This window comes from Nocardia sp. NPDC041819 (assembly GCF_055590505.1).
In genome coordinates, this window is sequence record NZ_JBVJAP010000013.1 from 174,311 (window position 1) to 197,915 (window position 23,605).

22 protein-coding genes and 1 pseudogene are annotated in these 23,605 nt (G+C 67.5%); 17 read left to right on the forward strand and 6 right to left on the reverse strand.

Annotation, left to right across the window (positions count from 1 at the left end; genetic code table 11):
• The first annotated feature begins 121 nt into the window (after positions 1–121).
• From ACZ6DL_RS29720 to ACZ6DL_RS29730, 3 genes are read left to right on the forward strand one after another with little or no spacing between them, the layout of a single operon-like run.
• On the forward strand, positions 122–1,435 hold the full coding sequence (locus ACZ6DL_RS29720) for an ABC transporter substrate-binding protein (RefSeq protein ID WP_466056032.1): 1,314 nt from the start codon (positions 122–124) through the stop codon (positions 1,433–1,435).
• 50 nt (positions 1,436–1,485) lie between these two features.
• A complete protein-coding gene (locus tag ACZ6DL_RS29725) occupies positions 1,486–2,361 on the forward strand; it encodes a carbohydrate ABC transporter permease (RefSeq protein WP_466056034.1) in 876 nt (291 codons plus the stop codon).
• 26 nt (positions 2,362–2,387) lie between these two features.
• Positions 2,388–3,266, forward strand: coding sequence for a carbohydrate ABC transporter permease (locus tag ACZ6DL_RS29730; RefSeq protein WP_466056090.1), 879 nt, complete (start codon positions 2,388–2,390; stop codon positions 3,264–3,266).
• Between the two features lie 90 nt (positions 3,267–3,356).
• Here ACZ6DL_RS29730 and ACZ6DL_RS29735 read toward each other — a convergent pair whose 3' ends face one another.
• From ACZ6DL_RS29735 to ACZ6DL_RS29745, 3 genes are read right to left on the reverse strand one after another with little or no spacing between them, the layout of a single operon-like run.
• Positions 3,357–3,773 (reverse strand): VOC family protein, encoded by a 417-nt coding sequence (locus tag ACZ6DL_RS29735; protein ID WP_466056036.1) that lies wholly within the window; start codon positions 3,771–3,773, stop codon positions 3,357–3,359.
• Positions 3,774–3,783: 10 nt separating this feature from the next.
• Entirely contained in the window at positions 3,784–4,620 is an 837-nt protein-coding gene (locus tag ACZ6DL_RS29740; RefSeq protein ID WP_466056037.1) for an AraC family transcriptional regulator, read from the reverse strand.
• A 40-nt stretch (positions 4,621–4,660) separates the two neighbouring features.
• Entirely contained in the window at positions 4,661–4,795 is a 135-nt protein-coding gene (locus ACZ6DL_RS29745) for a hypothetical protein (protein ID WP_466056039.1), read from the reverse strand.
• A 217-nt stretch (positions 4,796–5,012) separates the two neighbouring features.
• Here ACZ6DL_RS29745 and ACZ6DL_RS29750 point away from each other — a divergent pair, with 217 nt between their 5' ends.
• Together ACZ6DL_RS29750 and ychF are read left to right on the forward strand one after the other, a co-directional pair.
• Entirely contained in the window at positions 5,013–5,936 is a 924-nt protein-coding gene (locus ACZ6DL_RS29750) for a quinone oxidoreductase family protein (protein ID WP_466056041.1), read from the forward strand.
• Between the two features lie 93 nt (positions 5,937–6,029).
• Positions 6,030–7,130, forward strand: coding sequence for a redox-regulated ATPase YchF (gene ychF, locus ACZ6DL_RS29755; RefSeq protein ID WP_466056043.1), 1,101 nt, complete (start codon positions 6,030–6,032; stop codon positions 7,128–7,130).
• Positions 7,131–7,149: 19 nt separating this feature from the next.
• Here the strand turns inward: ychF and ACZ6DL_RS29760 are convergent, their stop codons facing one another.
• Together ACZ6DL_RS29760 and ACZ6DL_RS29765 are read right to left on the reverse strand one after the other, a co-directional pair.
• Positions 7,150–8,022: a sterol desaturase family protein gene (locus tag ACZ6DL_RS29760; protein WP_466056045.1), complete on the reverse strand. Its 873-nt coding sequence runs from the start codon at positions 8,020–8,022 to the stop codon at positions 7,150–7,152.
• Positions 8,023–8,430: 408 nt separating this feature from the next.
• A complete protein-coding gene (locus tag ACZ6DL_RS29765; protein WP_466056046.1) occupies positions 8,431–9,294 on the reverse strand; it encodes an alpha/beta fold hydrolase in 864 nt (287 codons plus the stop codon).
• Positions 9,295–9,413: 119 nt separating this feature from the next.
• On the opposite strand from ACZ6DL_RS29765, the gene ACZ6DL_RS29770 reads away from it, so the two are divergent.
• The 3 genes and pseudogenes from ACZ6DL_RS29770 (at position 9,414) to ACZ6DL_RS29780 (ending at position 11,619) form a co-directional block, all read left to right on the forward strand.
• Entirely contained in the window at positions 9,414–10,070 is a 657-nt protein-coding gene (locus ACZ6DL_RS29770; protein WP_466056047.1) for an AAA family ATPase, read from the forward strand.
• 148 nt (positions 10,071–10,218) lie between these two features.
• A pseudogene (locus ACZ6DL_RS29775) lies at positions 10,219–10,380 on the forward strand (IS481 family transposase); the annotation flags it as partial.
• 117 nt (positions 10,381–10,497) lie between these two features.
• Entirely contained in the window at positions 10,498–11,619 is a 1,122-nt protein-coding gene (locus ACZ6DL_RS29780) for a hypothetical protein (RefSeq protein WP_466056049.1), read from the forward strand.
• Between the two features lie 338 nt (positions 11,620–11,957).
• On the opposite strand, the gene ACZ6DL_RS29785 is transcribed toward ACZ6DL_RS29780, so the two are convergent.
• Positions 11,958–13,397, reverse strand: coding sequence for a cytochrome P450 (locus tag ACZ6DL_RS29785; protein WP_466056051.1), 1,440 nt, complete (start codon positions 13,395–13,397; stop codon positions 11,958–11,960).
• Between the two features lie 113 nt (positions 13,398–13,510).
• On the opposite strand from ACZ6DL_RS29785, the gene ACZ6DL_RS29790 reads away from it, so the two are divergent.
• From ACZ6DL_RS29790 to ACZ6DL_RS29830, 9 genes are all read left to right on the forward strand, one after another.
• A complete protein-coding gene (locus ACZ6DL_RS29790) occupies positions 13,511–14,149 on the forward strand; it encodes a TetR/AcrR family transcriptional regulator (RefSeq protein WP_466056052.1) in 639 nt (212 codons plus the stop codon).
• A 297-nt stretch (positions 14,150–14,446) separates the two neighbouring features.
• A complete protein-coding gene (locus tag ACZ6DL_RS29795) occupies positions 14,447–15,490 on the forward strand; it encodes a transglycosylase SLT domain-containing protein (protein ID WP_466056054.1) in 1,044 nt (347 codons plus the stop codon).
• Between the two features lie 243 nt (positions 15,491–15,733).
• Positions 15,734–17,350, forward strand: coding sequence for a hypothetical protein (locus tag ACZ6DL_RS29800; RefSeq protein ID WP_466056056.1), 1,617 nt, complete (start codon positions 15,734–15,736; stop codon positions 17,348–17,350).
• A 285-nt stretch (positions 17,351–17,635) separates the two neighbouring features.
• Positions 17,636–19,030, forward strand: a complete 1,395-nt coding sequence (locus ACZ6DL_RS29805) for an ATP-binding protein (protein ID WP_466056058.1) — start codon at positions 17,636–17,638, stop codon at positions 19,028–19,030.
• A 25-nt stretch (positions 19,031–19,055) separates the two neighbouring features.
• On the forward strand, positions 19,056–21,005 hold the full coding sequence (locus tag ACZ6DL_RS29810) for a vWA domain-containing protein (protein ID WP_466056060.1): 1,950 nt from the start codon (positions 19,056–19,058) through the stop codon (positions 21,003–21,005).
• Between the two features lie 51 nt (positions 21,006–21,056).
• A complete protein-coding gene (locus tag ACZ6DL_RS29815) occupies positions 21,057–21,398 on the forward strand; it encodes a hypothetical protein (protein WP_357957422.1) in 342 nt (113 codons plus the stop codon).
• Positions 21,399–21,859: 461 nt separating this feature from the next.
• Entirely contained in the window at positions 21,860–22,219 is a 360-nt protein-coding gene (locus ACZ6DL_RS29820) for a roadblock/LC7 domain-containing protein (RefSeq protein WP_466056062.1), read from the forward strand.
• Positions 22,209–23,039, forward strand: coding sequence for a hypothetical protein (locus ACZ6DL_RS29825; protein WP_466056064.1), 831 nt, complete (start codon positions 22,209–22,211; stop codon positions 23,037–23,039). The genes ACZ6DL_RS29820 and ACZ6DL_RS29825 overlap by 11 nt, the downstream gene beginning before the upstream one ends.
• Complete coding sequence (locus ACZ6DL_RS29830; RefSeq protein WP_245549078.1) at positions 23,036–23,512, forward strand: roadblock/LC7 domain-containing protein; 477 nt, start codon at positions 23,036–23,038, stop codon at positions 23,510–23,512. The genes ACZ6DL_RS29825 and ACZ6DL_RS29830 overlap by 4 nt, the downstream gene beginning before the upstream one ends.
• Positions 23,513–23,605 lie beyond the last annotated feature (93 nt).

Here is a 23,605-nt window from a genome sequence, read left to right on the forward strand (position 1 = left end):
TCCGGACGCCGGGCGGGCACCGTGAAATATTGTTCATGTGTCGGCCGTCACCAGGTGATTGCCGAACGTATGCTGCCATGCGGTTCGAGAAGCTCCACATCCGCCCTGGAGGAGGGCTGTGTTGCGTGCGAATCCCGTCGCCCGGGTCCGTCGCCGGACGCTGCTCGGGTCGGCGCTGGCCGCGCCACTGCTGGCCGGCGGCGGCTGCGGTTCCGATGACGACGCGCTGACCTTCTTCTTCCAGGCCAGGCCGGAAGAGGCGCGGGTGCGGCTGAAGATCATCGACGAGTTCCGGAAATCGCACCCCGGCATCCGGATTCGCACCATCGTGTCGGGGCCGGATCCGTTGCAGCAGATGCTCACCTACTGCGCGGGCGGTAAGTGCCCGGACGTGCTGATGGCGTGGGAGCTGCTCTATTCCGGGCTGGCCGAGCGCGGCGTCCTGCTGGATCTGAACACGCTGCTGGATCGCGACCCCCGCTACGCAGCCCAGCTGAAAGCAGACAGCTACCCGGCGCTGTATGACACCTTCGCTTACGGGGGCGGGCAGTACGCCCTGCCCGAACAGTGGTCCGGCGTGTTCCTGTACTACAACCGGACGCTGTTCGAGGAGGCCGGGATCACCCCGCCCGCACGCTGGCGGGACGCCTGGACGTTCGACGAGTTCCTGGCCGCAGCCACGGCGTTGACCAGGCGCGACTCGTCCGGACGGACCCGGTGGGGTTTCGCCGACGCCTGGGTGCCGTACTTCTCGGCGGCCTGCTTCGGCATGAACAACGGCGCCGAATGGTTCTCCCCCTCGGTCGACCCGACCAGGACCAACCTCGGCGATCCGCGCTTCGCCGAAGGCTTCCAGTTCTACGCCGATCTCGCCGTACGTCACCGCGTGGCGCCGAAAGCCGCCGACACGCTTTCGGTTTCGGCGCCCGACCTGTTCCGGCGTGGCCGGGCGGCGATGGCGCTCGGCGGCCACTGGCTGTACTCCGAATTCGCCGGGCACGACGATCTCGCGATCGACGTCACGGTGCTGCCGGTCGGCCCGCACGGCGGTCCCGGCGCCATCACCGACGTCGGCAGTACCGGCCTGGCCATCGCCGCGGACAGTCCGCGCGTCGAACAGGCCTGGGAATTCGTGAAGTTCGCGACCGGGCCGGTGGGGCAGGCGATCATCGCCGCGTCCGGGCTGTTCGTTCCGGTGCTGAAATCGGCCATGAGTTCACCGGGTTTCGCCGCCGCGCACCGCGAGGTCGGCAATCTCGAGGTGTTCACCGACGGCCCGGCCAGCTCCCGTCCGCTGCCGGTGACGCCAGCGTGGGGCAAGGTGTCCGCCCTGCTCGAACGCGGCTCCAATCGGGTACTGCGCGGCGCCGCCACCGCCGCGTCCTTGGACGGGCGTTTCGCCTCCGACGTCGACGCGCTGCTGGACACGCCGTGACCGGCGCGCAAAGGTCGCAAACATCGGGCAAAAGAGGTGTGGCCTCTCGGTTGGCGCGGCGTCGAGAACGGGCCGGGTGGGCATTCGTCGCGCCCAACGTGGCGGCCGTCGCGATTTTCTTGTTGTTCCCGTTGGGATTTTCGCTCTATCTGAGTTTTCATTCGTGGGACTTGTTCAGCCCCATGCGTTTTGTCGGTGTGGACAACTACCGGCGGCTGTTCGGTTCCGACCCGTTGTTTCTCATCGCATTGCGCAACACGGCGGTTTTCACCGTATCGACCTTGGTGCCGACGGTGATCATCGGACTGGTCGTCGCCGCCGCACTGAATCGAAAGCTGGCCGGTATCGGCCTGTTTCGCACCATCGCGTTTCTGCCGTTGGTCGCCTCGGCGGTCGCCATGGCCGTGGTGTGGCGGTTCCTGTTCACCGACGACGGGCTGCTGAATCTGGCGCTGGGCGGGCTCGGCATCGGCGCGGTGCCGTGGCTTACCGACCCTGACTGGGCGCTGGTCTCGCTCAGCATCGTCACCGTGTGGAAGAGCGTTCCGTTCGCGACGGTCATCCTGCTCGCCGCCATGCAGGGCGTGCCGGAGACGCTCTACGAGGCCGCGAAGATCGACGGAGCCGGTGCGCCGCGGCGGTTCTTCGCGATCACGCTGCCGCTGATCCGAGGGCCGTTGTCGTTCGTCTTCATCATCACGATCATCAATTCGGTGCAGGCATTCGACCAGGCCTACGCGCTGACCGGCGGGAACGGGGGACCGGAGACGGGTACGTACCTGTTGGGGATCATGCTGTTCCAGCACGCGTTCGGCTTCTACGAGGTCGGTTACGCCTCCGCGCTCGCCTGGGTGATCTTCGCGATGCTGTTCCTGCTGACCCTGGTGCAGCTGCGGCTGGCCCGGCGTTCGGAGGTGGAGCAGTGAACACCTACGAGGTGGTGCGGCGCGCACTGCCGGTCCGGCGCGACCGCGCGAGCGTCGCGTTCGGCCGGGTCGACCGGGCGATCGTGCGGCGGCTGCTGCGCGGGAGCGCGATATACGCGGTGCTGGTGGGCATCGCGTGGTGCGCGCTGCTGCCGATCCTGTGGGCGGTGTCGGGTTCGCTGAAGCGGGACGGTGAGATCGCCGACGCGGCCTTCCTTCCGCAGCGGCCGCAATGGTCGAACTACGGGAAGGTCTTCGAACTGCTGCCGATGGGGCGGATGCTGCTCAACACCACGGTCTACGCGCTGTGTGTCACGGCGGGGCAGGTCTTCTTCTGCTCGCTGGCCGGTTACGCGTTCGCGCGCCTGCGTTTTCGCGGTCGGGACATGCTGTTCCTCGCCTACCTCGCGACGCTGATGGTGCCGCTGACCGTGACGGTGATCCCGCAGTTCCTGCTGATGCGGGCGTTCGGCTGGGTGGACACCCCGTGGGCAATGATCGTTCCCGGCCTGTTCGGCAGCGCGTTCGGCACCTATCTGATGCGGCAATTCTTCCGCACGCTGCCCGACGAACTGGAGGAGGCCGCCATCCTCGACGGCTGCAACACCTGGCAGGTCTACTGGCGGGTCCTGCTGCCGCACACCCGTCCGGCCCTGATGGTGCTCGCCGTGCTCACCTGGATCACCGTGTGGAACGACTTCCTCTGGCCGCTGGTCATGATCCAGCGCGAGGACGTCGCCACCGCGACACTGGGCCTGGTCCGGCTGCAAGGCCAGTACCACACCCAGTGGCCGATCCTCATGGCCGCCGCGATCGTCATCCTGGTTCCGCTGCTGGTGATCTACGCGATCGCCCAGCGCGCGTTCATCCGCGGCATCGCGATGTCGGGGCTCGGCGGGCGTTGAGCAGGACCTCGCCCGCCGACGGCGCAGCTGCCGCGGGGCCTCGGCAAGGCCCCGCGGTCGGGTAGCGGCGGGCGTCGTCGGCCTCGCCGATCAAGCACCCCAATAGGTGCCGAAGCTCCAGAGGTTGCCCTCCGGGTCGCGGACCGTGAAGCCGCGCGAGCCGTAGTCCTCGTCGCGCAGGTCACGGACCACTTCGGCGCCGGCGGCGGTCGCGCGGGCGAACAAGGCGTCGGGCTCCTCGCAGACCAGATAGACAGAGTCGGTGCCGGTCGGGCGGGTGCCGAACGGGCTGTCGTCCTTGCCTGCCGAGCCGAACATGACACCGCCGCCCAGCGGCCAGCGCAGTTCCGCGTGCTCGACGATCGACGGGTCGTCCTCGCGGGTGTAGAGCGCGGCTTCCCGGAAGCCGAACGCCTCGACGAGGAAGGTGGCCATGGTGCGGGCATCGCGGAAGGTCAGCGTGGGCCAGACGGCAGTGCGGGTGCTGGTTTCTGTCGGATTCGTCATGGCTGAATCGTCATCCGGCGGACTCGTCGGCGGCTTGGACGGATGGAACCTCCTCGGCGAGCCAGACGGTCGGGCTCGTCCCGGCGAGGTCGGCGAAGTCGCGGTCCAGATGGGCCTGGTCGTAATAACCGCACGCGGCCGCCACCTGGGCGATGGTGATGTAGGAGGGCGTGTGCGCGAGCATGCGGCGGGCTCGTTCGAAACGCGTGATCCGGGCCGCGAGCTTCGGACTCAGACCGAACTCGCGATTGAACCGGCGAGTCAGATGCTGCCTGCTCCACCCGATCTGCTCGGCCAGCGGGCCGACCGCGATCGCGCCGCCGGAGCCGACTACGGCGCGCCAGGCCCAGGTGAGTTCCGGACGCACCGCGCGGTCGGGATCGGCGAGCGCGCAGAGCACCCGATCACAGACGGCGAAACGTTCCGGCCAGCTCGGCGCGGATTGCAACCGTTCCCACAGCTCGAGACCGACAGGACCCACGACGTCGGACAATTCGACCGACGTGTCCCACAGTGCCGCCGCGGGCATGTCGAACAAGGTGCGGCAACCGAGTGGCGTGAGCGCCACGGCGACGCCCTCCTGGTGACCGTGGTGCGCGATCAGCGCCGTACTCGCCTGTAGGCCGCTCAACACGCACCGGTAGTTCCGCGGAGACTGTCGCGGATCGGTCTGCTCGACGACGTCGATCGTCGGGCCGATCCCGACGATGAAAGTCATGTGCCGCGAAGGCAACCCACGATGGGTCGCCGCCGCGAACCCGGACATGCGATACCCGATATAGCGGTCGATGAACGCGGCGAGCACGGGCGCCGGACGCGCCGTCACCACCTCCGTGGTCGGCTCCATACGGGACACGCTACGCCCGGGGACCGACATGTGGCCCGGATCAGTTCGCGACGTTGACGTGTGCGCCGATCGCCGTTTCGGCGGTGGCCGTGTCGAGCAGGCAGGTGGCCGAGCCGTCGCGGGTGATGCGGATGCGGTGGGAGCCTTTTGCCGCGTGGTCGGTGAGCTGTGGCACGCGGACGATCGCAGCGCCGGATGGTCGGGCAGCGAATGCGGACCACGGGCCACCGCCGCGACCATGTGCCCTGCTGCCAGTGCTCGGTCCCCGGTGTCGGGCAGCTCTCCACCGGTTCCGGGCGCTGGTGAGATGTACCACTACAGCGTGTAGTGGACTGTGATCACCCCTCGTGATCCGGCTACCGTTACTCCTTCTAACGATTTCTGGAGGTGTGATGCGGCGGGTGCAGTACGAGCGCAACGGTGGTCCCGAGGTGCTCGAGCTCGTCTCGGCCGAGGTGCCGACGCCCGGACCAGGGGAACTGCTGGTCCGTGTCGAGGCGGTCGGGGTGACCCTGCCGGTGGTGCGGAAGGTCCGTGAGCAGCGCGAACCTATCGCGTTGGGCGGCGAGATCGCGGGCGAGGTGGTCGCGGTCGGCGAGGGCGTCGAGCGGTACGCGCCCGGCTACCGCGTGACCGGCCTCGTGTTCGGGCACGGTTACGCGGACTACGCGGTGCTGTCGGCGGCGATGGCGTCGCCGATTCCCGACGGAGCGTCGGCGGTAGACGCGGTCGCCCTGGTGCGCAGCGGCTTGGTGGCGCTCGGTGCGCTCCATGCCGCGTCCGCGCAGGAGGGTGAGTCCGCGTTGATCACCGCCGCCGCGAGCGGTGTCGGTCATCTCGCCGTCCAGCTCGCACGGGTGCGCGGCGCGGCGCGGGTGGTGGGCGCGGTGTCGGATCTCGCGAAGGCCGATTTCGTCCAGCAGCTCGGAGCCGACGACGTGGTCGAGTACGGCCGAGAGACCTGGGGACCTCCCGCCGACTACGTGCTCGACGCGGTCGGCGGCGACCTCCTGACGCCCGCGCTCGCGGCCTTGGCCCCCGGCGGCCGCCTGGTCGCCTACAGCTCCGGCGGCGGCGCCATCCAGGCATACGACCTGCTCGTCGGCGCGAAATCCGTCATCGGCTTCCAAATGGCGCGCATCGCGCAGAAGCAGCCCGACCTGTACGACCACTGGCGCCAAGAGCTGTGGCAGTACTTCGCCTCCGGCCAGCTACGCCCCGCCGTGCACGCCGAATTCCCCCTCGAGGAAGCGGCCGCCGCCCACGCCGCCGTCGAGCATCGCGCCAACCTCGGCAAAGTCGTCCTCATCCCCTGACGCGGGCTCCGCGAGCGGCACATGGCCGCGGCAAAGGTCGAGAAGACCTCGCCACCATGTGCCGCTCGAGGGGGAGGGTAGACTCTGCTCCTCGTGAGTCTCACCCTCGGAATTGTCGGCCTGCCGAACGTCGGGAAGTCGACGCTGTTCAACGCGTTGACCAAGAACGACGTGCTCGCCGCGAACTACCCATTCGCGACGATCGAGCCGAACGTCGGCGTGGTCCCGTTGCCCGATCCGAGGCTGAACAAGCTGGCGGAGATCTTCTCGTCCGAGCGGATCGTGCCTGCCACCGTGTCGTTCGTCGACATCGCCGGCATCGTGAAGGGCGCCTCGGAGGGCGCGGGCTTGGGCAACAAGTTCCTCGCCAACATTCGCGAGGCCGACGCCATCTGCCAGGTGGTGCGGGTGTTCGCCGACGACGATGTGGTGCACGTCGACGGCCGCGTCGACCCGAGCGCCGACATCGAGGTGATCGAGACCGAACTCATCCTCGCCGATTTGCAGACCCTGGAGAAGGCGGTCGTGCGGTTGGAGAAGGAAGCCAAGGTCAAGAAGGACCGCAAGCCGGTCGCCGATGCCGCCAAGGCCGCTCAGGAGATCCTGGACAGCGGCACCACCCTGTTCGCCGCGGCGGACAAGGTGGACACCGAGCTGCTGAAAGAACTCTCGCTGCTCACCACCAAGCCCTTCCTCTACGTTTTCAACGCCGACGAATCGGTGCTCACCGACGAGGCGAAGGTAGCCGAGCTGAAAGCCTCCGTCGCCCCGGCCGACGCGGTCTTCCTCGATGCCAAGGTGGAAGCCGAACTGCTGGAACTCGACGAGGAATCCGCCCTCGAACTCCTCGAATCCATCGGCCAGACCGAGCCCGGCCTGCACGCCCTGGCCCGCGCAGGCTTCCACACCCTCGGCCTCCAGACCTACCTGACCGCGGGCCCGAAAGAAGCCCGCGCCTGGACCATCCACCAGGGCGACACCGCCCCCAAGGCCGCAGGCGTCATCCACACCGACTTCGAACGCGGCTTCATCAAAGCAGAGGTCGTCGCCTTCGACGACCTGGTCGAGGCGGGCTCCATGGCCGCAGCCAAAGCCGCGGGCAAGGTGCGCATGGAAGGCAAGGACTACGTCATGGCGGACGGCGACGTGGTCGAGTTCCGCAGCGGAGTAGCGTCTCCGTCGAAGAACAAGTAGCGCCTGCTCGAGGCGCATTTCAGCAGTTCAAGGCGTGGCGACGCGCCGAGGTGTCGGCTGAGCTGGTCGTTTGGGTCGGCTGTGGCTGCCAACCGGGGCCCCGGAACAGGAAGCCGAGCTTGTCGGAGAATTTCGCCGCGTTCTTGACGTCCTGCCAGATCGCGACTATCTCGCGGGCGTTGATCTTTGCGATGTTGTAGGTGTTGACGTTGTTGGTGAGGCCGTAGACCGCCCGCTCGCCCTCCGGCTCGAAGGAGCCGAAAACGCGGTCCCAGATGATGAGCACGCCACCGTAGTTGCGGTCGAGGTATTCGGTATTGGAACCGTGGTGAACGCGGTGGTGGCTCGGCGTGTTGAACACGAATTCGATAGGCGCCCATAGCTTGTCGATAACCTCGGTGTGGATGCCGAACTGGTACAGCAGGTTGATCGCGTAGGAGGCGGCGATGATCCTGCCATCGATTCCCGACAGTGCCAGGGGTACAAGGAACGGTAGGGACGTGACAACCAGCCAAGGCGTACGCAGTGCCGTGGTGAGGTTGAAGCTCTCGCTCGAGTGGTGCACGACGTGGACCGACCAAAACACCCGGATTTCGTGATGCGCGCGGTGAAACCAGTAGTAGGCGAAGTCCACCCCGACAAGTGCGACGGCCCACGCGACCCAACCCTCGAGGTGCCACGGCACCAGCGAGGAAACAGACGCGAAGATCGCGAGTTCCGCCAGCGCCCATGGAATGTTGAGGAGTTGGTACCCCAGGCCGGCGGCGATGGAGGTAGCTGAGTCACGGTAGTCGTACGGCTTGTCGTGACGCCTGAGGTACACGAACTCCCCCGCGACGGCGACGATGAAGACCGGAATCGCCAGCCAGATCAGCATGGTCGAGACATCCATGCCGGACATCGCATACGCGAGTCGGGGAACGACGATGACTACGGCCGCCGTGCTCAGTCCCGCGAGGAGCACTCCGTAAGCCAAGATGAACCTGGTCCGGAACTTCTCCCGCCACGCCTGGGTGGTCGAACTCATGCCACTCATATGTGAACCATCGTCCGGAGCGGCGCTGCACACCAGGGACCCAAGGTGTAACTAATTGCTACCTTGTCGCCGACCGGACGGAATCAGCGGGGTCAGGTCACGCCGTCGGCTGCCGCCGCTCAGTTTTCTCTCACCGCCTGCGTTCAGCCATAGAAGGTCGGGACCGAGGGCTCTCTCTCGCCGATCCCTGGCCTTGCCTCGTCAGAGTGCCCCTCCGGCGGTGAGGGCGCAGCAAGGGAGGGGTGGATGCCTCCCAACCGGCGGTTACAGGGCGAGCATGGCGGTAGCGACCTGGTCGGCCGCGGTGTGTCGCAGCGCGGTACCCATGTCGTCGAGGACGAGCAGTCGCGCCCCGGGGATCTCGGCGGCGAGGACCTCGCCGTTGCCGACCGGGAAGAACGGGTCGGCGCGACCGTGCACCACGAGCGTGGGCACGTCGAGTTCACCGAGCCGGCCCCGCCAGCGCGGCGCGCAATCGATCCGGGAGAACACCATTCCGAGCTGATTCGCCTGGTGCACCGCGGGATCGCTCGACGGCGTCCGGTCCCAGATTCGGGCCGCCGTCGCCCGCGCTTCCTCCCGATCGTTGCCCATCGGCTCGGCCACCTCGGCGGCGAACGCCGCGACAGCGTCCCGGTCGGTCCAGTCCGGCAGCGGGCGGGAGAACAGCGCGGCCATGACCGCGGGGTCGTGGTCGGGCAGGTCCTCGTCGACCGGACCCGGTGCCACCGGCCGGGTGCCGACGAGGGTCACGGCGGAGAACACCTCCGGGTGGTCGAGCGCGGCGACCTGAGCGACCATCCCGCCGACGCCGACCCCACCGAGATGGGCGGTCCCAGCACCGAGCACCTCGACCAGCGCGGCCGCGTCGGCAGCGAGATCCCGCAGGTCGTAGGCCGGATTCTCCGGGTCGAGAGTCGTCGACGCGCCGGAGTCGCGCAGGTCGTAGCGGACCACGCGCCGTCCGCCCGACGCGAGCCGCTCGCACAGCGCGTCGGGCCAGGACAACATCGTCGTGCCGCCGACCAGCAGGACCAGCGGATCGTCCGCGCGGCCGAAGCTCTCGATGCCCAGATCCACACCGTTCGCCCGCACCGAGGCCATGCCCGATCGAAACGGTCTCGTCATCCCTGACTCCTGTCGGTATACCCACCGGAATTGACGACAGATTCACCCGAAAGTCATCGGTGTAGCCGGATTATGTCCACCGTGTGCGCTTCGTCGGCGTCGATGGATAGCTTGGTCGAATGGGTGCCGACGAACACGAGCAGCCTCGTACCGCAGCCGCGCTGCGCGCACGACTGCGCCATGTCTATTGGATCGGTGGGGGCAGCGGTGCCGGCAAATCGACGATCGCGGGCAATCTCGCCGCACGGCACGGCTTGCGCGTGTACTCGACCGACGACGCCATGCGCGACCACGCCGCGCGCAGCACACGGGAGAACTCACCCTGGCTGAGCAGATTCGCGGCGATGAGTATGGATGAACGCTGGGTGGACCGGTCACCGGAGACGATGCTCGACACCTTCCACTGGTACCGAGGGGAAGGATTCCATTTCATCGTCGACGACCTGTTGTGTTCATCCTCCGAAACCGGTGTCATCGCCGAGGGATTCCGCCTGTTGCCGCATCTGGTCGCTCCGCTGCTCACCGAGCGCAGCCGCGGTGTGTGGTTGCTTCCCTCACCCGCGTTCCGCCGGGCAGCGTTCGATAAGCGCGGCTGGGAGATCCCGGGCAAGACCCGTGATCCGGAACGTGCTGCACGAAATCTGCTCGAACGTGATCGGTTGTTCACCAACCGTCTCCGCACGGAGAGCGCCCGCTTCGGACTTCCCGTCATCGACGTCGACACCGTGTCCGAGGAGGATCTGACCAATAGGGTTGGTCAGGTACTCGGACTCTGAGCAGCAAGTGCCCAAGGCGCATCCGGCACTGAGCTATTACAGAGCGTTGGCCAGCGGCAGCGGCCGATCACCGTGCGGACGTACTGGACGTTCACTGAGTTCGCCAACATCCCCGACGGTGGTGGCCACAAATTCCTCAGCCGCCCCCGCCGACGACTGGGCGTTCGCACGGTTCTATGAATCGACCGAGCATGGCACCCAAGCCCTGCCCGGCTGGCTCCACTTCTACACTCACCACCGAGCCCACTCCGCCATCGGCAGTCACACGCCGGTCACCCGACTGACCAACTTCCCTGGGCATCGCAGCTAGCAGGTCGACGGGTACCACATGAAGGCGCCCCAGCGGCATAATCTGCAACGGACCAGAGGCCGATCTGGGGCACTGCAGCCATTGTAGCGCTGTATTCGATCGTGATCGAGGGGGAGCATGCTAGACCCGACCGCGTGGATCACGCAACGCCGGTTCGACGAGTACCTTGTGGCCGCGAACCACGATTCGACTGCGGCACGCGAGCTCTACGAGTGGAACGTTGCTATCTCCGCTGCGTTCTTCGAGCTGGTATCCCATGTCGAGGTTGCCCTACGAAACGCGGTTGACAAGGTTCTCCGGCCCCTAGAGGTCCCGGAGTCGGCCCGGGTTGACCTCTCGCTCGGGTGGTGGTTCGCGAGTTCGGCATTTTTGACCGAACACGACCTCGAATTCTTCCGAACAGCGCGCCGACACCTGGGTGCAAGGGCGAACGGAGCCACACGCGACAAAGTTCTTTCGTCTGTGACATTCGGCCTCTGGGAGGGTGTCTTCGGACCGAAGTACGAGCAATTGTTTCGTAAGTACCTCGTCCACGCATTCCCGAACAGGGAGAGAACGGGTTTCACGCGCGACACTGTACATAGAAATGTCCTGGCGCTGAAGAATCTGCGCAATCGCATCGCTCATCATCAGGCAATCTTCGATCTCCCGCTCGAGGAGCGATTCGAGCAAGCGATGGATCTACTCCGGTGGATCGACTCCGATCTGGAGCGGTGGGTCACCGGGCTGTGCCGAGTGACGGATCTGTTGAACAAGCGTCCGGCGGCGGCGGAATCTATCGCCGTCATCGTGCCCGCGCGCAAAGCTTGGCCGTTCTATGAGCGGCACAATGCCTACGTTTGCCAAACGGGCAGATACTTTCGGCAGATCAGCCACATCGGGTTCTACGCGGATGGGGCGGTGCAGCGCGAGGTACCAAAAGTGCTCGAGCGAGTCGACCCGATCGTTTGGACGAGTGAGGAGATCGGCCGGAGGATGGGCTCGGGCAAGGAAGACGACAGGCGCATCGCTGAAATTATCAAGGGTGCAAGGGCTCTCGGTTGGGAGGAAGACGAATACCAACTCTTTCTCCTCACCGGCCCTGATGCCGAGGGGCGGAGCAGGGGGCACGTGACATTGCGTGGGGAGCTTCGTCGCCAGAGCAGTGGGCGAGGTAGTGCGTGGGTGCAACGACAGCGCTACGCAGCTGTCGCGGCGTTGCAGTCGGCGCGGACCCTGGGCGACCTCGACCATCAATAGCTGGAGAGCGTCTCCTGTGCTGATCCTTCGAACTTGCGTGCCTTGTTCCGGGGGTGAATCCACCTGAACGCTGGTCGACAACGGAACGTGGTCCGAGATGCGTTTGAACGTTTGATCACCTGCACAAGCGCGGGAAAGCATGATTGCCCACCCAGCGACGTCGTCCACGAATCTGTCTGCGTTCCGCGAGAGCGCCTCGGGGTGTAAAAGGCCGCGCGTATCTCGTGGTCGGGCTCCGAGCGATCGGCCCGGCTCGCCGATGGTGATGACTGTGAGCACCAAGGTGGCCTACATCGCGTGACCCGCCCAGCGGTTCCGGTCGACGCCGAGCCGGTTCGTCACGCCGCCGAGAACGTCGAGATGTGTGCTTGTCGATGCCGCAGGGTGATCGGGAGGCCATCGTCGGGGGTGGGGCCGGTGCCCCAGGTCAGTGGCACCTGATAGTCGACGGGGACGCTCCACTCGTAGCGCAGCAGCATCCGGTGCATGATCGACTTCACGGTCATGCCACCGAAATGCAGGCCGATGCACTTGTGCGCGCCGCCGCCGAACGGCGACCAGGCATACCGATGGATCCGGTCCTCGCGGCGGTGCTCGGCGAAGCGCTCCGGATCGAACTCGTCCGGGCGGGGCCACCACCGGGCCAATCGCATGGAGGGGTACGCGCCGATGATGATGTCGGTGCCGGCTGGAACGTAGCGACCCAGGATTTCGGTGTCCGCGATCGCCTGACGCATCAACACACCCGCGGGCGCGTACATCCGCAGTGTTTCCTTGAATGCCAGGTCCAGCGACGGCAGCCGCTCCAAGTCGTCGTAGTCGAGATGCTCCTTGCCCAGCGCGATCGCTTCCGCGCGCAGCCGCTCCTGCCAGTGCGGATTCTTGCCGAGCAGGTAGGTCAGCATGGACAACGTGACGGCGCTGGTGTCGTGTGCCGCCATCAGAACGAAGATCATGTGGTTGACGACGTCGTCGTCGGTGAAGGTCTCCCCGGTGTCGCTCGTGGCGTGGCACAGCACGCTGAACAAGTCGGAGCCGTCGCCGGCGCGTTTGGCGGGCAGCTGGGCGCGAAAGTACTGCTCGAGCAGCGCTCGGCCGTGCAGTCCGCGCGACCAGGTGCCGCCGGGTACCGATGCCCGGATCAACGCCTGCCCGCCGACCACGGTGTGCTCGAAGGCGTGCTCCAGCCGCTTGGCCTCCGGCCCGAGCTTCGCACCCACGAAGACCTCGGTCGCGAGGTTGAGCAACATCTGTTTCACGTTGTCGTACAACAGGAATCCCGGCTCCGGGCGCCAGGACCCGAGTTCCCGCTCGATGCCCGGCCGCATCAGGTCGAGGTAGCTGATCAGCCGCGGCCGAGTGAAGGCCTGCTGCATGATGCGCCTGTGGTGCAGGTGCTCATCGAAGTCCAGCAGCATGATGCCGCGCCGGAAGAACGGCCCGATCCAGTACTCCCACCCCCTCTCGCTGGAGAAGACCTTGTCCTTGTTGCTCCAGACGACTTCCAGCGCTGCGGGGCCGAGCACGTTGACCGCTCGGCGGCCGAAGAGGTTCGTCCACGACACTTCGCCGTACTTCTCGAAGGCGTTGCGTCCCCACGCGATCGGATCGCTGTAGACGCGCAGTGAATGTCCGATCAACGGCGGCCCCGCATCTCCCAGCACCGGCAGTAGGTTGCTTCCGGCCGGCGGTTGGGCGAGCGCGGTCGTCCGGGCGGGATAGTGATCCGCCAGGTCGGCGGCGTACTCCTGGAGCCTGCGGCGAATTCCTGCGTGCATGTGGCGTCCTTTCGCGGCGCTGCGAAGGTTCGAAGCGATCCGGCTCGCCACAATTTGGTGACGTTCCGTCACCAATTGACTCGCACAGGGCGTGGGCTTGTCAAGATGGAGTCATGACCAGCCCATCGACCTGGGGCGGCCGGACCGTCGAGGCGCGCCGCGCCGCCCGCCGTGAACGGCTGATCGACGCCGCGATCGATGTCTGGGCGGACAGCGGCTGGGCGGCGGTCAGCTTGCGTAGCGTCTGCGCCCGAGCCGGCTTGAATGATCGGTATTTTCGCGAGAGTTTCGCCGATCGGGACGAACTGCTCGCCGCTGCCTGGGACCACGTGCGGGACGAGACGACTGCCACTCTGGTCGCCGCGATCGGTGACCGGCGTGAATCGCCGCCGCTGGAGGTGCTGCATCGCGCGGTCGAGGCGGTGGTCCTCGGCTTCGCGGAGGATCCCCGCCGCAGCCAGGTTCTCTTCGGCGATCACGCGGGCAGCGCGATATTGGAACGCCGCCGCCACGATCTGGTACTCCTCGCCGCGGACTTGCTCGCGACGGGCCTGGAACCATATCTCCGCGCCGGCGTGGACCGCGAGGAGTTCCATCGCACGGCACTGATGGCCGTCGGCGGATTCGTGGAGCTGACCAGCGCCTGGCGGGCGGGCGCCGTCGCGATAGACATCCCGGGTCTCATCGAGCAGACCATCCGTCTCGGCGACATCCTCGCCGGGCACTACCTCGGGGACCACATACGCCCGTGAGCGCTCGCTCCGCCGTCGGACTGCGCGAGACTCCGTCGATCGACGCGAACCGAGAGGCGAAGACTCGTGGCGGCAGGCTGATGCCGAAATGCGCTCCGGTTCTCGCATCTCGTTGCGGCGCCGCATCGGCGAGATGAACCGACCTCTACTCCCCAAAGCCGGGAATGGGCGTTTCTGCGCTGCGCGATACTCGGCAGTGTCGCAGTGGCAGGCCGCGTGTGGCCTGATGCGGGTTGTCAGGCGTGAGGTGATGATGTTGTTCGCAGATCGGCGGCCGGCCCGGGATCGGGTGCTGCGATGAGTCCTGAGCGCTGGGTGGTGAAGCTCGACCCGCCCGCCGGCATGCGTCCCGGGTTCAAGGAGTTCCTCGCGGCGGTGCAGGAGGGTATCCAGACCTCCGCGGATCTGCTGGCGACCGGTACGCCCTCGCAAGCTCCGGATCTGTTGAAGATGCTGCGCGACGACAAGCTCGTCACCGGCGACGAGGACAAGTCCGTCATGGCCGAGGGCTACTCGAGCCGGGTGCGTGAATTCGACACCATCAAAAACGAGATCCACAAGCAGGACGAGAGTGTCGACCTCTCCGCCTACGGCACCTACGACATCTCCAGCGGCGCTTTCGCGGCGGTCAAGCGACACGTCGAAGATCTGCAAGCAGTCCTGCGCGACGTTCCGAAGCCGAGTCCGGGCAAGGAGTTCGTGGACCCGGATCTCCAAAAGAGAGTGGAGAACGCCGTACTGAAGACGGTCGACAAGGTGAACGACGAGATCGAGAAAGCCAACGACAAAGTCCAGACCCACGCGAACGACATCACAGGCTCCGCCCCGACGTACACCCCGACGTCCGCGGGCAGCAACCCCATGCCGAGCAACTACGTTCCGAGCAACTACATGCAGCGCAGCTACTCGCCCGGCCCGGGCTTCGTGCCCGCCGCGACAACCGCCGATTACGCCAGATATCAAGGCAATGTCTCGGTCGACGCCGCCATCGAGGGCGCGCTCGACGCGCTCGGCATCACCGATCCGACGGCCCGCGAGTACTGGAAGCGCGGTTACCAGGTGCTGATCGAACGAGAATCCGGCGGAAACCCCAACGCCGTCAACAACTGGGACAGCAACGCCGCCGCCGGAAAGGCGTCCAGGGGACTTACCCAGACCATTCCCGGCACCTTCCAGGGCTATCACGTGGCCGGAACCTCCAGCAACATTCACGACCCGGTGGCCAATGTCGCCGCCAGCATGAACTATGTCATGGAACGGTACGGTGTCTCACGGGACGGCCACGACCTGCAAGCGAAGGTCCAGCAGGCAGATCCGAACCGTTCGCCGAAAGGCTACTGAACACGGACTCCGAGAGCGGGTCCGCGTTGTGGCCCGAGTTCTGTGCTGGGCGGTTCGTCCCGCTGCCCGGCGGTGTACTCCATTCGGTCCTGTTTGCTCGTCGGGTCGAACGGATTTCGATGACGGGTTATCTTTTCCGTCTGGGCCGGGTCGATCGTCCGGTTCGGCGGTAGTGGTCGACGGCCGAGGCAGCTATGGCGCGCTGCGTCTGGAACACTCGATCGTCGGAAAGGTTCTTTGCTGATGTTCCGTCGTTTCACGACCAACGCGCCCACGGGTGCGCCGCCGGTGGATGACCTGGTGGCCGGTGCGCTGCCGGACCGGGTGCAGATCGCTCATGAGCGGTTGGCCCACCAGGACGATCCGGCACTGCTGGAAGCATTGTCGGAGCGTGAGCTGGCCGCCTCCCGCGAGTTGGCCGAGCTCGTGCGCGACTACGAACGCCACGAGAAGCGGGCGCGTATCCAGGCGGCCGCCGATGCCGCGGAGCGCGTGCGGCGCACAGCCGCCGAGTTGGCCGAACGCGAGGCCGCCGATCTGCTGCGGGCCGCGCAGGCGATCGGTGAACAGCGTCACAGCAGCAGCCCGCACGCGAAAGTCGCTCGCCTGCACCAGCGCAAGCCGCGGGTGCTGGGGCTGCTCGCCGGTGTGGTCGCGTTCTCGATGCTGTTCTCCGCGGTCACCGTGCAGCAGAACATCGCGCCGACCGGCGGCGCGACGAATCCGATGTTCTGGCTGTCGTATGGCCTGGAAGCCTTGATCAGCGCGGTACTGGTCGCGCTGATGCTGTCCACCGGGGATACCGCCGAGTGGGGGGTGATCGATCGGCTGTGGCAGGTCTACACCGTCGAAGGCGTCTTGCTGACGGCGAGTATCGCGCTGAACACGTTCCCGTACTTCCGGACGGGCGACATGGCCGGGATCGGCATCCACGCGATCGCACCGATCATGATCGGTGTCGCGCTCGTCACCCACCGGCTCGTCGCCGAGCGATACGGCCGCGCGATCGAGCAAGCGACCGCTGCCGTGCCCGACCACGAAGATCTGCAGGAACGCCTGGCGGCACTCACTCAGGTCGGCGGAGCCGGAAACCAGATCCTGCCCAGCATTCTCATGGAGCCCACGGCGGTTCAGCAACCCGCCGCTGCACCGCAGCCTGCCTCGGCTCCAGAGGGCGCGGCTGTTGCCGGACAGCGCCCCGCCGACGCTACGCAGCACGAACAACGCTCTCCGGTCGCAGCAGGGCAGCCCGCCGCCGAGATCTCAGCGCCCGCTCCCGCTCCGGAACTCACGGAGCTGTGGCTGGCCACGACGCCGTTCCCCGCGATCGAACGGTCTCCCGTCGCGGAGGGCGGTTCGGAAGCGCCTGTCGATGCCACTGCGGACGAAGCCGTGCTGGACGCGCGATTGGCCGCGGCGGTGCGTCAGACACTCAACCGGATTCGATTCAGCAAGCCCGGTGAGCAACCGGTGGAGCACCCCGCCGCTGCCGCGCCCGCACCGAACGCCGCGGAAACCGCGGAGACGGCCGACGAGCACGGCGTGCCAGGGGAGATCGCAGAGGCGTCGTTCGCCGACGATGTGGCGGAGGCGGTTAGGGCGAGCGGGGCCGACGGGGAGCACGACTCGGAGACTGCCGAGACGCCCCCCGAATCGAATGTCCGTGCGCTGGAGCCGCTCGACGCGGGCGTGGTCCAGCACTACGCACCCGGTGCGGAGGACATGGATCGCCCGGCGCGGATGGAACCGGTCACCTCGGTCGTGGCGGCGAACGGGTCACCGATCGCGCACGACGCCGAGGACATGTCCGCCGCGACAGCGCCGCGCGCGATCAGCGAACCTCAGCTGACTACCCGATAGTCCGGCTCGTCTCTTCGGAGCCGCGAGTAGCTTCGCCGGGTCCTGCGGGTCGGTCGACGGCCGATCCCCGGACTCGAGAAAAGCCCCTAGCGCAGGGGCTTTTCTGCTGTGTGAGTCCCGACTCCGATGGGATCGCCGGTTCGGGTGACCGTGGGCCCGTGCACGAACCGGGCAGACCGAAGGGGCGCGTTCCTTCGTCGCCGGGCCGACAGCGTGCCGGCAGGCCGGCGTCCCGCGCTTGTTTCCCGGTCGACCGGATGGCGAAATGGACGTAGCGTCGAATTCGTGAAAGTTCCCGCACATCTGCCCACCACCGCGGGCGACCTGCGTTCGGCCGGCTATCTGCCGCGTGGCGTGAAGATCGAGATCCGCGAGAACCTGCTCGCGCTGCTGAGTTCCGGCGGTGACCCCTGGCCCGGCATCGTCGGTTTCGACCGAACGGTGGTGCCGCAGCTGGAACGCGCGCTGCTGGCGGGGCACGACGTCGTGCTGCTCGGCGAGCGCGGCCAGGGCAAGACCCGGCTGCTGCGTTCCCTGGTCGGCTTGCTGGACGAATGGACGCCCGTGATCGCAGGGGCCGAGCTGGGCGAACACCCGCTCGACCCGATCAGCCCGGCTGGTCGGCGGCTGGCCACGGAACTCGGCGACGACCTGCCCGTCGCGTGGCGGCATCGCTCGGAGCGGTACGCCGAGAAGCTCGCCACGCCCGACACCTCCGTCGGCGACCTGATCGGTGACGTCGACCCGGTCAAGGTGGCCGAGGGGCGCAGTCTCGGTGATCCCGAGACGATTCACTTCGGTCTCGTCCCGCGCGCGCACCGCGGCATCGTGGCGATCAACGAGCTGCCCGACCTCGCCGAACGCATCCAGGTCGCGCTGCTGAACGTGATGGAGGAACGCGATATCCAGGTCCGCGGCTATACGCTGCGCCTGCCGCTGGACGTGTTGCTCGTGGCCACCGCCAACCCGGAGGACTACACGAACCGCGGCCGCATCATCACACCGCTGAAGGACCGTTTCGGTGCGGAGATCCGCACCCACTATCCGCTCAGCGTCGAGGCCGAGGTGGCGCTGGTGCGCCAGGAGGCCGAACTGGTGGCCGAGGTGGGCGATCCGCTGATCGAGGTGCTCGCTCGGTTCGTGCGGCAGCTGCGCGAGTCGTCCGCGATCGACCAGCGCTCGGGGGTGTCCGCGCGCTTCGCCGTTGCCGCGGCCGAGACGGTGGCGGCGGCGGCGCTGCGCAGGTCGGCGGTGACGGGGGAGAGTCCCGCGGTGGCGCGGCCCGTCGACCTCGAGTCCGTTCCCGCGGTGTTGCGCGGCAAGCTGGAGTTCGAATCCGGTGAGGAGGGGCGTGAGCAGGAACATCTCACCCACCTGCTGCGCCGCTCGTTCTCCGAGACGGCGCGGGCGTTGCTCGGCGGCCTGAATCTGCGGCCACTGGCCGAGGCGGTCGGCGACGGGCATCTGGTCACCACCGGCGAACGCGTCCCCGCGGAGGAAGTCCTCTCGGCCCTGCCCGAACTGCCTGTGCTGCACGAAGTCGCCGAGCGGCTCGGCGTCGACGCGGCCGATCCGCCGCCGCGGATCGCCTCGGCCGTCGAAATCGCGCTGGAGGCGCTGTACCTGGCCCGTCAAATCGCGAAGGACTCCGACGACGGCTCGGCGGTGTACGGCCGATGACCGCCGTCGTTCCCGGCGGGGCGTCGTGACAACCCCCGACCGCTACTCCTACGGCCCCTATCACGAGGGGCCCGATCCGTTGGCGCCCCCGCTGGACCTGCGGGAGGCGCTGGACCGGATCGGTCGCGACGTCATGGAGGGCAGTTCGCCGCGCAACGCCCTGCAAGAGCTGTTGCGGCGCGGCACCCGCACCATGCCGGGGCTGGAGGAGCTGACGCGCCGGTTGTGGCAGCGCCGCGCGGAGATCGCCAGGAGCCACCGGCTGGACGGCACGCTGCAGCAGGTCCGGGAACTGCTCGAAGAGGCATTGGAAGCCGAGCGCGGCGCCCTGTTCCCCGATCCGTCCGACGACGCCAGGTTCGCCGAAGCGCGGCTGGACGCACTACCGTCGAGCACGGCCGCCGCCGTCACCGAGCTCGCCGAGTACCCCTGGCGGTCGCAGACCGGCCGCGACAACTATCAGAAGATCCGTGACCTGCTCGGCCGCGAGCTGCTGGAATCGCGCTTCCAGGGCATGAAACAGGCTTTGCGGAACACCACTCCGCAGGACGTGGAGCGGGTCCGGCGGATGATGGCCGACCTGAACGACCTGCTCGCCGCCCACGCCAGGGGCGAGGACACCGAGCAGCGGTTCGCCGAGTTCATGGCCGAGCACGGCGAATTCTTCCCGGAGAATCCGCGCGACACCGAGGAACTGATCGACGCGCTCGCCGCCCGCGCCGCCGCCGCGCAGCGCATGATGAACTCGATGTCCGAGCAGCAGCGCGCGGAGCTGTCCGAGCTGATCGGCCAGGCGTTCGGCGATCCGGGGATCGCCCAGCAGGTCTCCGCGCTGGACGCGCATCTGCGGTCGCTACGTCCCGGCGAGGACTGGAACTCCGGTCGGAGGTTCCGCGGCGACGACCCGCTCGGCCTCGGCGAAGGCGCGCAAGCCCTGCAAGATCTCGCCGAACTCGACGCGCTCGCCGAGCAACTCGGCCAGTCCTATGCCGGTGCGCGTTTGGAGGACATCGACCTGGACGCGCTGGCCCGCCACCTCGGCGCGGACGCGAGCGTGGATGCCGCCCGGCTGGCCGAACTGGAGCGCGAATTGCGCGGGCAAGGCATCTTCGAGCGGGCGCAGGACGGCTCACTGCGACTGACGCCCAAGGCTTTGCGCCGGCTCGGCGAGGTGGCGCTGCGTGACGTCGTCGGACGCTTGCGATCCCGTCGCGGCGAGCGGGACACGGCCCTGGCGGGTGGCGCGGGTGAGCCGACCGGCGGTTCCCGGGCCTGGCGGTTCGGCGACACCGAGCCGTGGGACGTGTCGCGGACCGTCCGCAATGGCGTGCTGCGGTCGGCGACGACGGGCAAACGCAGTGTGCGGCTGGACGTTTCCGATGTCGAGATCATGGAGACCGAGCAGCGGTCCAGGGCCGCCGTCGCGCTGTGCGTGGACACGTCCTGGTCGATGGTGCAGGACGGGAGATGGGTGCCGATGAAGCGCACCGCCTTGGCGCTGCACCACTTGATCGCCACCAGGTTCCGCTCCGACGCGCTGAGCGTGATCACCTTCGGCAGGCACGCGACGACCGTGGACATCGGCGAACTGACCGCGCTGGAAGGCGTCTGGGAGCAGGGCACCAATCTGCACCACGCGCTGCTGCTCGCCGCGGGGCACCTGCGCAGGCATCCGGACGCGGTGCCGATCGTGCTCGTCGTCACCGACGGCGAGCCGACCGCTCATCTGGAGCCGGACGGCCAGACGTACTTCGATTGGCCGCCCGCGCAGCGCACGCTGGCCGTGACGATGGCTCAGGTCGACGCCTTGGCCAAGCTGGGTGCGTCGGTGACGGTGTTCATGCTCGGGGAGGACCCGCGTCTGGCCGCGTTCGTCGACCTGATGGCCCGCCGCAGCGGCGGGCGCGTGGTGATGCCGGATCTGGACGGTCTCGGCGCCGCCGTGGTGAGCGATTACCTGCGCGGTAAGCCGTGAGGCGCGACCAACGCTGCGGACAGGGAGGACGGCCGGCCCTACACTGAGCGGGTGACTTTTCGTCGGCTCGTCGCAGTGTCGTTCTTCGCCTTGGTGGTTCCTCTCGGCGTCGCCGCCTGCACGACGGAAGGCCCTGGTACGAAGACCGATTGCGCCCTGAGCGGCTGCACGGTGACCTTCGCCCGTGGTGTGGACGCCAAAGCGAGCATCCTGGGCATCGAAGCGAAACTCATCGGCGTGAACGGCAACCTGGTCACCCTGTCGGTGGGCGGTCAGGAGGTCACGGTCCCGGTCGGAGAGACCCGGTCCGCCGACGGAAGCACCGTCGCGGTGCAGGAGGTGACCGACGACAAGGTCGTGGTCAAGATCTCCACCGGCCTCACCGCAGGCTGATTTCGTTTGGTGTAGCCGCCCGGTCCTTCGAGCGGGTGTATCGCCGATCTTGTCATTGCTACGAGATGACTGCCCGGTGCGCCGGTCTCCCCGGCACGGCATGCCTCCGTGCGCGGCGCACGGAGGCGGAGGCGTGCAGTGTCGGTGACGCCTGCCCGTGCGTGCACAGTCGCAGGCGTGTCGCGTATGTGGCACCGGAGCAGTCGAGCGGCCGTATCGAGGATTTATTGTGGCGGGGTCGGCGTGGCGAGATCGAAAACCGACGGGTATTGAATACCAATAGGTATTGAATACCGAAAGGTATTTATTCCGCGCTGCCAGGGAAAATGTTTTTTACCGGAAATTTCTCCCCAATTAGCTGTACAGCGTGCGGTATGCGTGTGTAGCGTCTGGAACCCGTAAACCCCTCACATGACAAGTGGTGGCGCGTGATCGGTATCGACGGTTGTCTGAAACGCATCATGGATATTCCCGGTGCGCGCAGTGTGACATTGGTGGACGGCGCGAGCGGTCTGGCGATCGCCGCGGACGGCAGGCACGAGGTGCTGGACGAGCACGAAGATGCCGCCGCCACAACGGATGTGGTGCGCGCGGTGCTCGCCTGCCCGGCATTGTCGAGCGGCGGTGGCGGTGACGACGTCACCGAGATCATCGTCTGCGGAACCCGCGGATACCACCTGCTGAACCTGGTGAACGGCGATTTCGACGGACGGCTTTTCGTCCACGTGCTGTTCGACGAGGACTCCGGGAATCTCGCGATGGCGCGATATCGGCTGCGCGGAATTCTCGATGAATTGGCCGAGGGCACCGATGAGTCCTGAGCTCGCGGTCGAATTGCGGCGGCTGGAGAAGGAAGGACGTACCGGCGTGCTGCGCGCGGGCGACGGTGCGTTTCACCTCGCCGAAGGCGCGATCGTTTCCGCCGATTGCCGCCGCACCACGGGACTGGACCGGCTGGTCGTCGAGGCGGGTGTGGCGACCGCCGAGGACTGGCGGCGCGCGGGGGCGGGCGATCCCGGCCGTGTGCTGGGGCGGCCCCGGCTGGAAACCCTCGCCATGCTGTCGGTTTTCGACGCCGCCTACTTCTTGCTGGCCTCGCCCGCCGTCCCGGAGTTCCGGCCGGCCCCACCACACTGGCTGGCCCCGGTCTGCCACATTCCGCCGCGTGCTCTCGTGCAGGAGTGCGCGCGGCGCGGCGATCCGGAGTCCGGGCCGTGGCCCGCGGATCTGGTCGATCGGGTCCCGGTCGTGCCGGTGCGCCGGGTGCGGCGGCGGCGGCTGGTGCTCACCGGGGGGCAGGCCGAGGTGCTGGCCGCCGCGGACGCGCGGCGCAGTGTCGCGGGGATCGGCCGCGAACTGGGCCGCACCACCTATGGATGTCTGGTCGCGGTGCGGGATCTGACCGCCGCGGGGCTGATCGAGCCGCCCGCCGGAACATCCGTCCCGGTGGCGTCCCGGCCGGTCGCACCCGAACCGGTGACCGACGAGCCCGTGGCGGTCGCAGCCGTGAGCGCCGAGCCGGGCCGGCTTCCGAGACGCCGCGGGCGGCACTCGGCGCCGGTCCCCGTCGCGGAGCGTTCGGAACCGCCGGACCGGGATCTGCTCGTCCGCCTGCAAGCGGCTTTGGAGGAGCTCGCGTGACCGCGCGGAAGAAACTGCTCGGCAATGTGATGGGAAGGTTGACCAAGGTGGCGATGTCCGGACCCGAACCGAACGCGGCGGTGCTTCTGGAGCTGAAGGCCCTGCGCGATCGCGTCCCCCGGCTGACCGGCGCGCTCGTGGCATCCAACGACGGGCTACTCGTCGCCCACGATCTACCTGCGCAGATCGAGCCGAACGGGATGGCGGCGATGGCCGCCTCGCAGCTGTCGCTGTCGCACCGGCTGGCCACCACCGCGCACGGCGGCGGGTTCAGCGAGGTGGTGGTGCACGGCACGAGCGGGCACGTGGTCATCTACGCGGCGGGCTGGACGTCGCTGACCGTCCTGGCCGCCCCCGAGGTGAACATCGGCAGGCTGCATCTGGAATCCCGCCCGGCGGCGCGGGCGATCGCCGACTTGCTCACGCCGGTGGCGACCGACGCACGAAGCGAACAGACAACGAAAACCCACTGAAAGGACTCTCAATGAAGTTGTCAAGCTGCGGCGGTGGCGGGGGCTGGTCCGGTGAGGGTGAATTCGCGGCCGTCGCGCAGCAGGGCCCAGAGC

Bases quoted from the DNA above. Each gene is read 5' to 3' on its own strand.
- ACZ6DL_RS29735 (WP_466056036.1), bottom strand. From the start codon at position 3,773: ATGACGAATCCGACAGAAACCAGCACCCGCACTGCCGTCTGGCCCACG.
- ACZ6DL_RS29740 (WP_466056037.1), bottom strand. From the start codon at position 4,620: ATGGAGCCGACCACGGAGGTGGTGACGGCGCGTCCGGCGCCCGTGCTC.
- ACZ6DL_RS29750 (WP_466056041.1), top strand. From the start codon at position 5,013: ATGCGGCGGGTGCAGTACGAGCGCAACGGTGGTCCCGAGGTGCTCGAG.
- ACZ6DL_RS29760 (WP_466056045.1), bottom strand. From the start codon at position 8,022: ATGGATGTCTCGACCATGCTGATCTGGCTGGCGATTCCGGTCTTCATC.
- ACZ6DL_RS29765 (WP_466056046.1), bottom strand. From the start codon at position 9,294: ATGACGAGACCGTTTCGATCGGGCATGGCCTCGGTGCGGGCGAACGGT.
- ACZ6DL_RS29770 (WP_466056047.1), top strand. From the start codon at position 9,414: ATGGGTGCCGACGAACACGAGCAGCCTCGTACCGCAGCCGCGCTGCGC.
- ACZ6DL_RS29780 (WP_466056049.1), top strand. From the start codon at position 10,498: ATGCTAGACCCGACCGCGTGGATCACGCAACGCCGGTTCGACGAGTAC.
- ACZ6DL_RS29785 (WP_466056051.1), bottom strand. From the start codon at position 13,397: ATGCACGCAGGAATTCGCCGCAGGCTCCAGGAGTACGCCGCCGACCTG.
- ACZ6DL_RS29790 (WP_466056052.1), top strand. From the start codon at position 13,511: ATGACCAGCCCATCGACCTGGGGCGGCCGGACCGTCGAGGCGCGCCGC.
- ACZ6DL_RS29795 (WP_466056054.1), top strand. From the start codon at position 14,447: ATGAGTCCTGAGCGCTGGGTGGTGAAGCTCGACCCGCCCGCCGGCATG.
- ACZ6DL_RS29800 (WP_466056056.1), top strand. From the start codon at position 15,734: ATGTTCCGTCGTTTCACGACCAACGCGCCCACGGGTGCGCCGCCGGTG.
- ACZ6DL_RS29820 (WP_466056062.1), top strand. From the start codon at position 21,860: ATGGATATTCCCGGTGCGCGCAGTGTGACATTGGTGGACGGCGCGAGC.
- ACZ6DL_RS29825 (WP_466056064.1), top strand. From the start codon at position 22,209: ATGAGTCCTGAGCTCGCGGTCGAATTGCGGCGGCTGGAGAAGGAAGGA.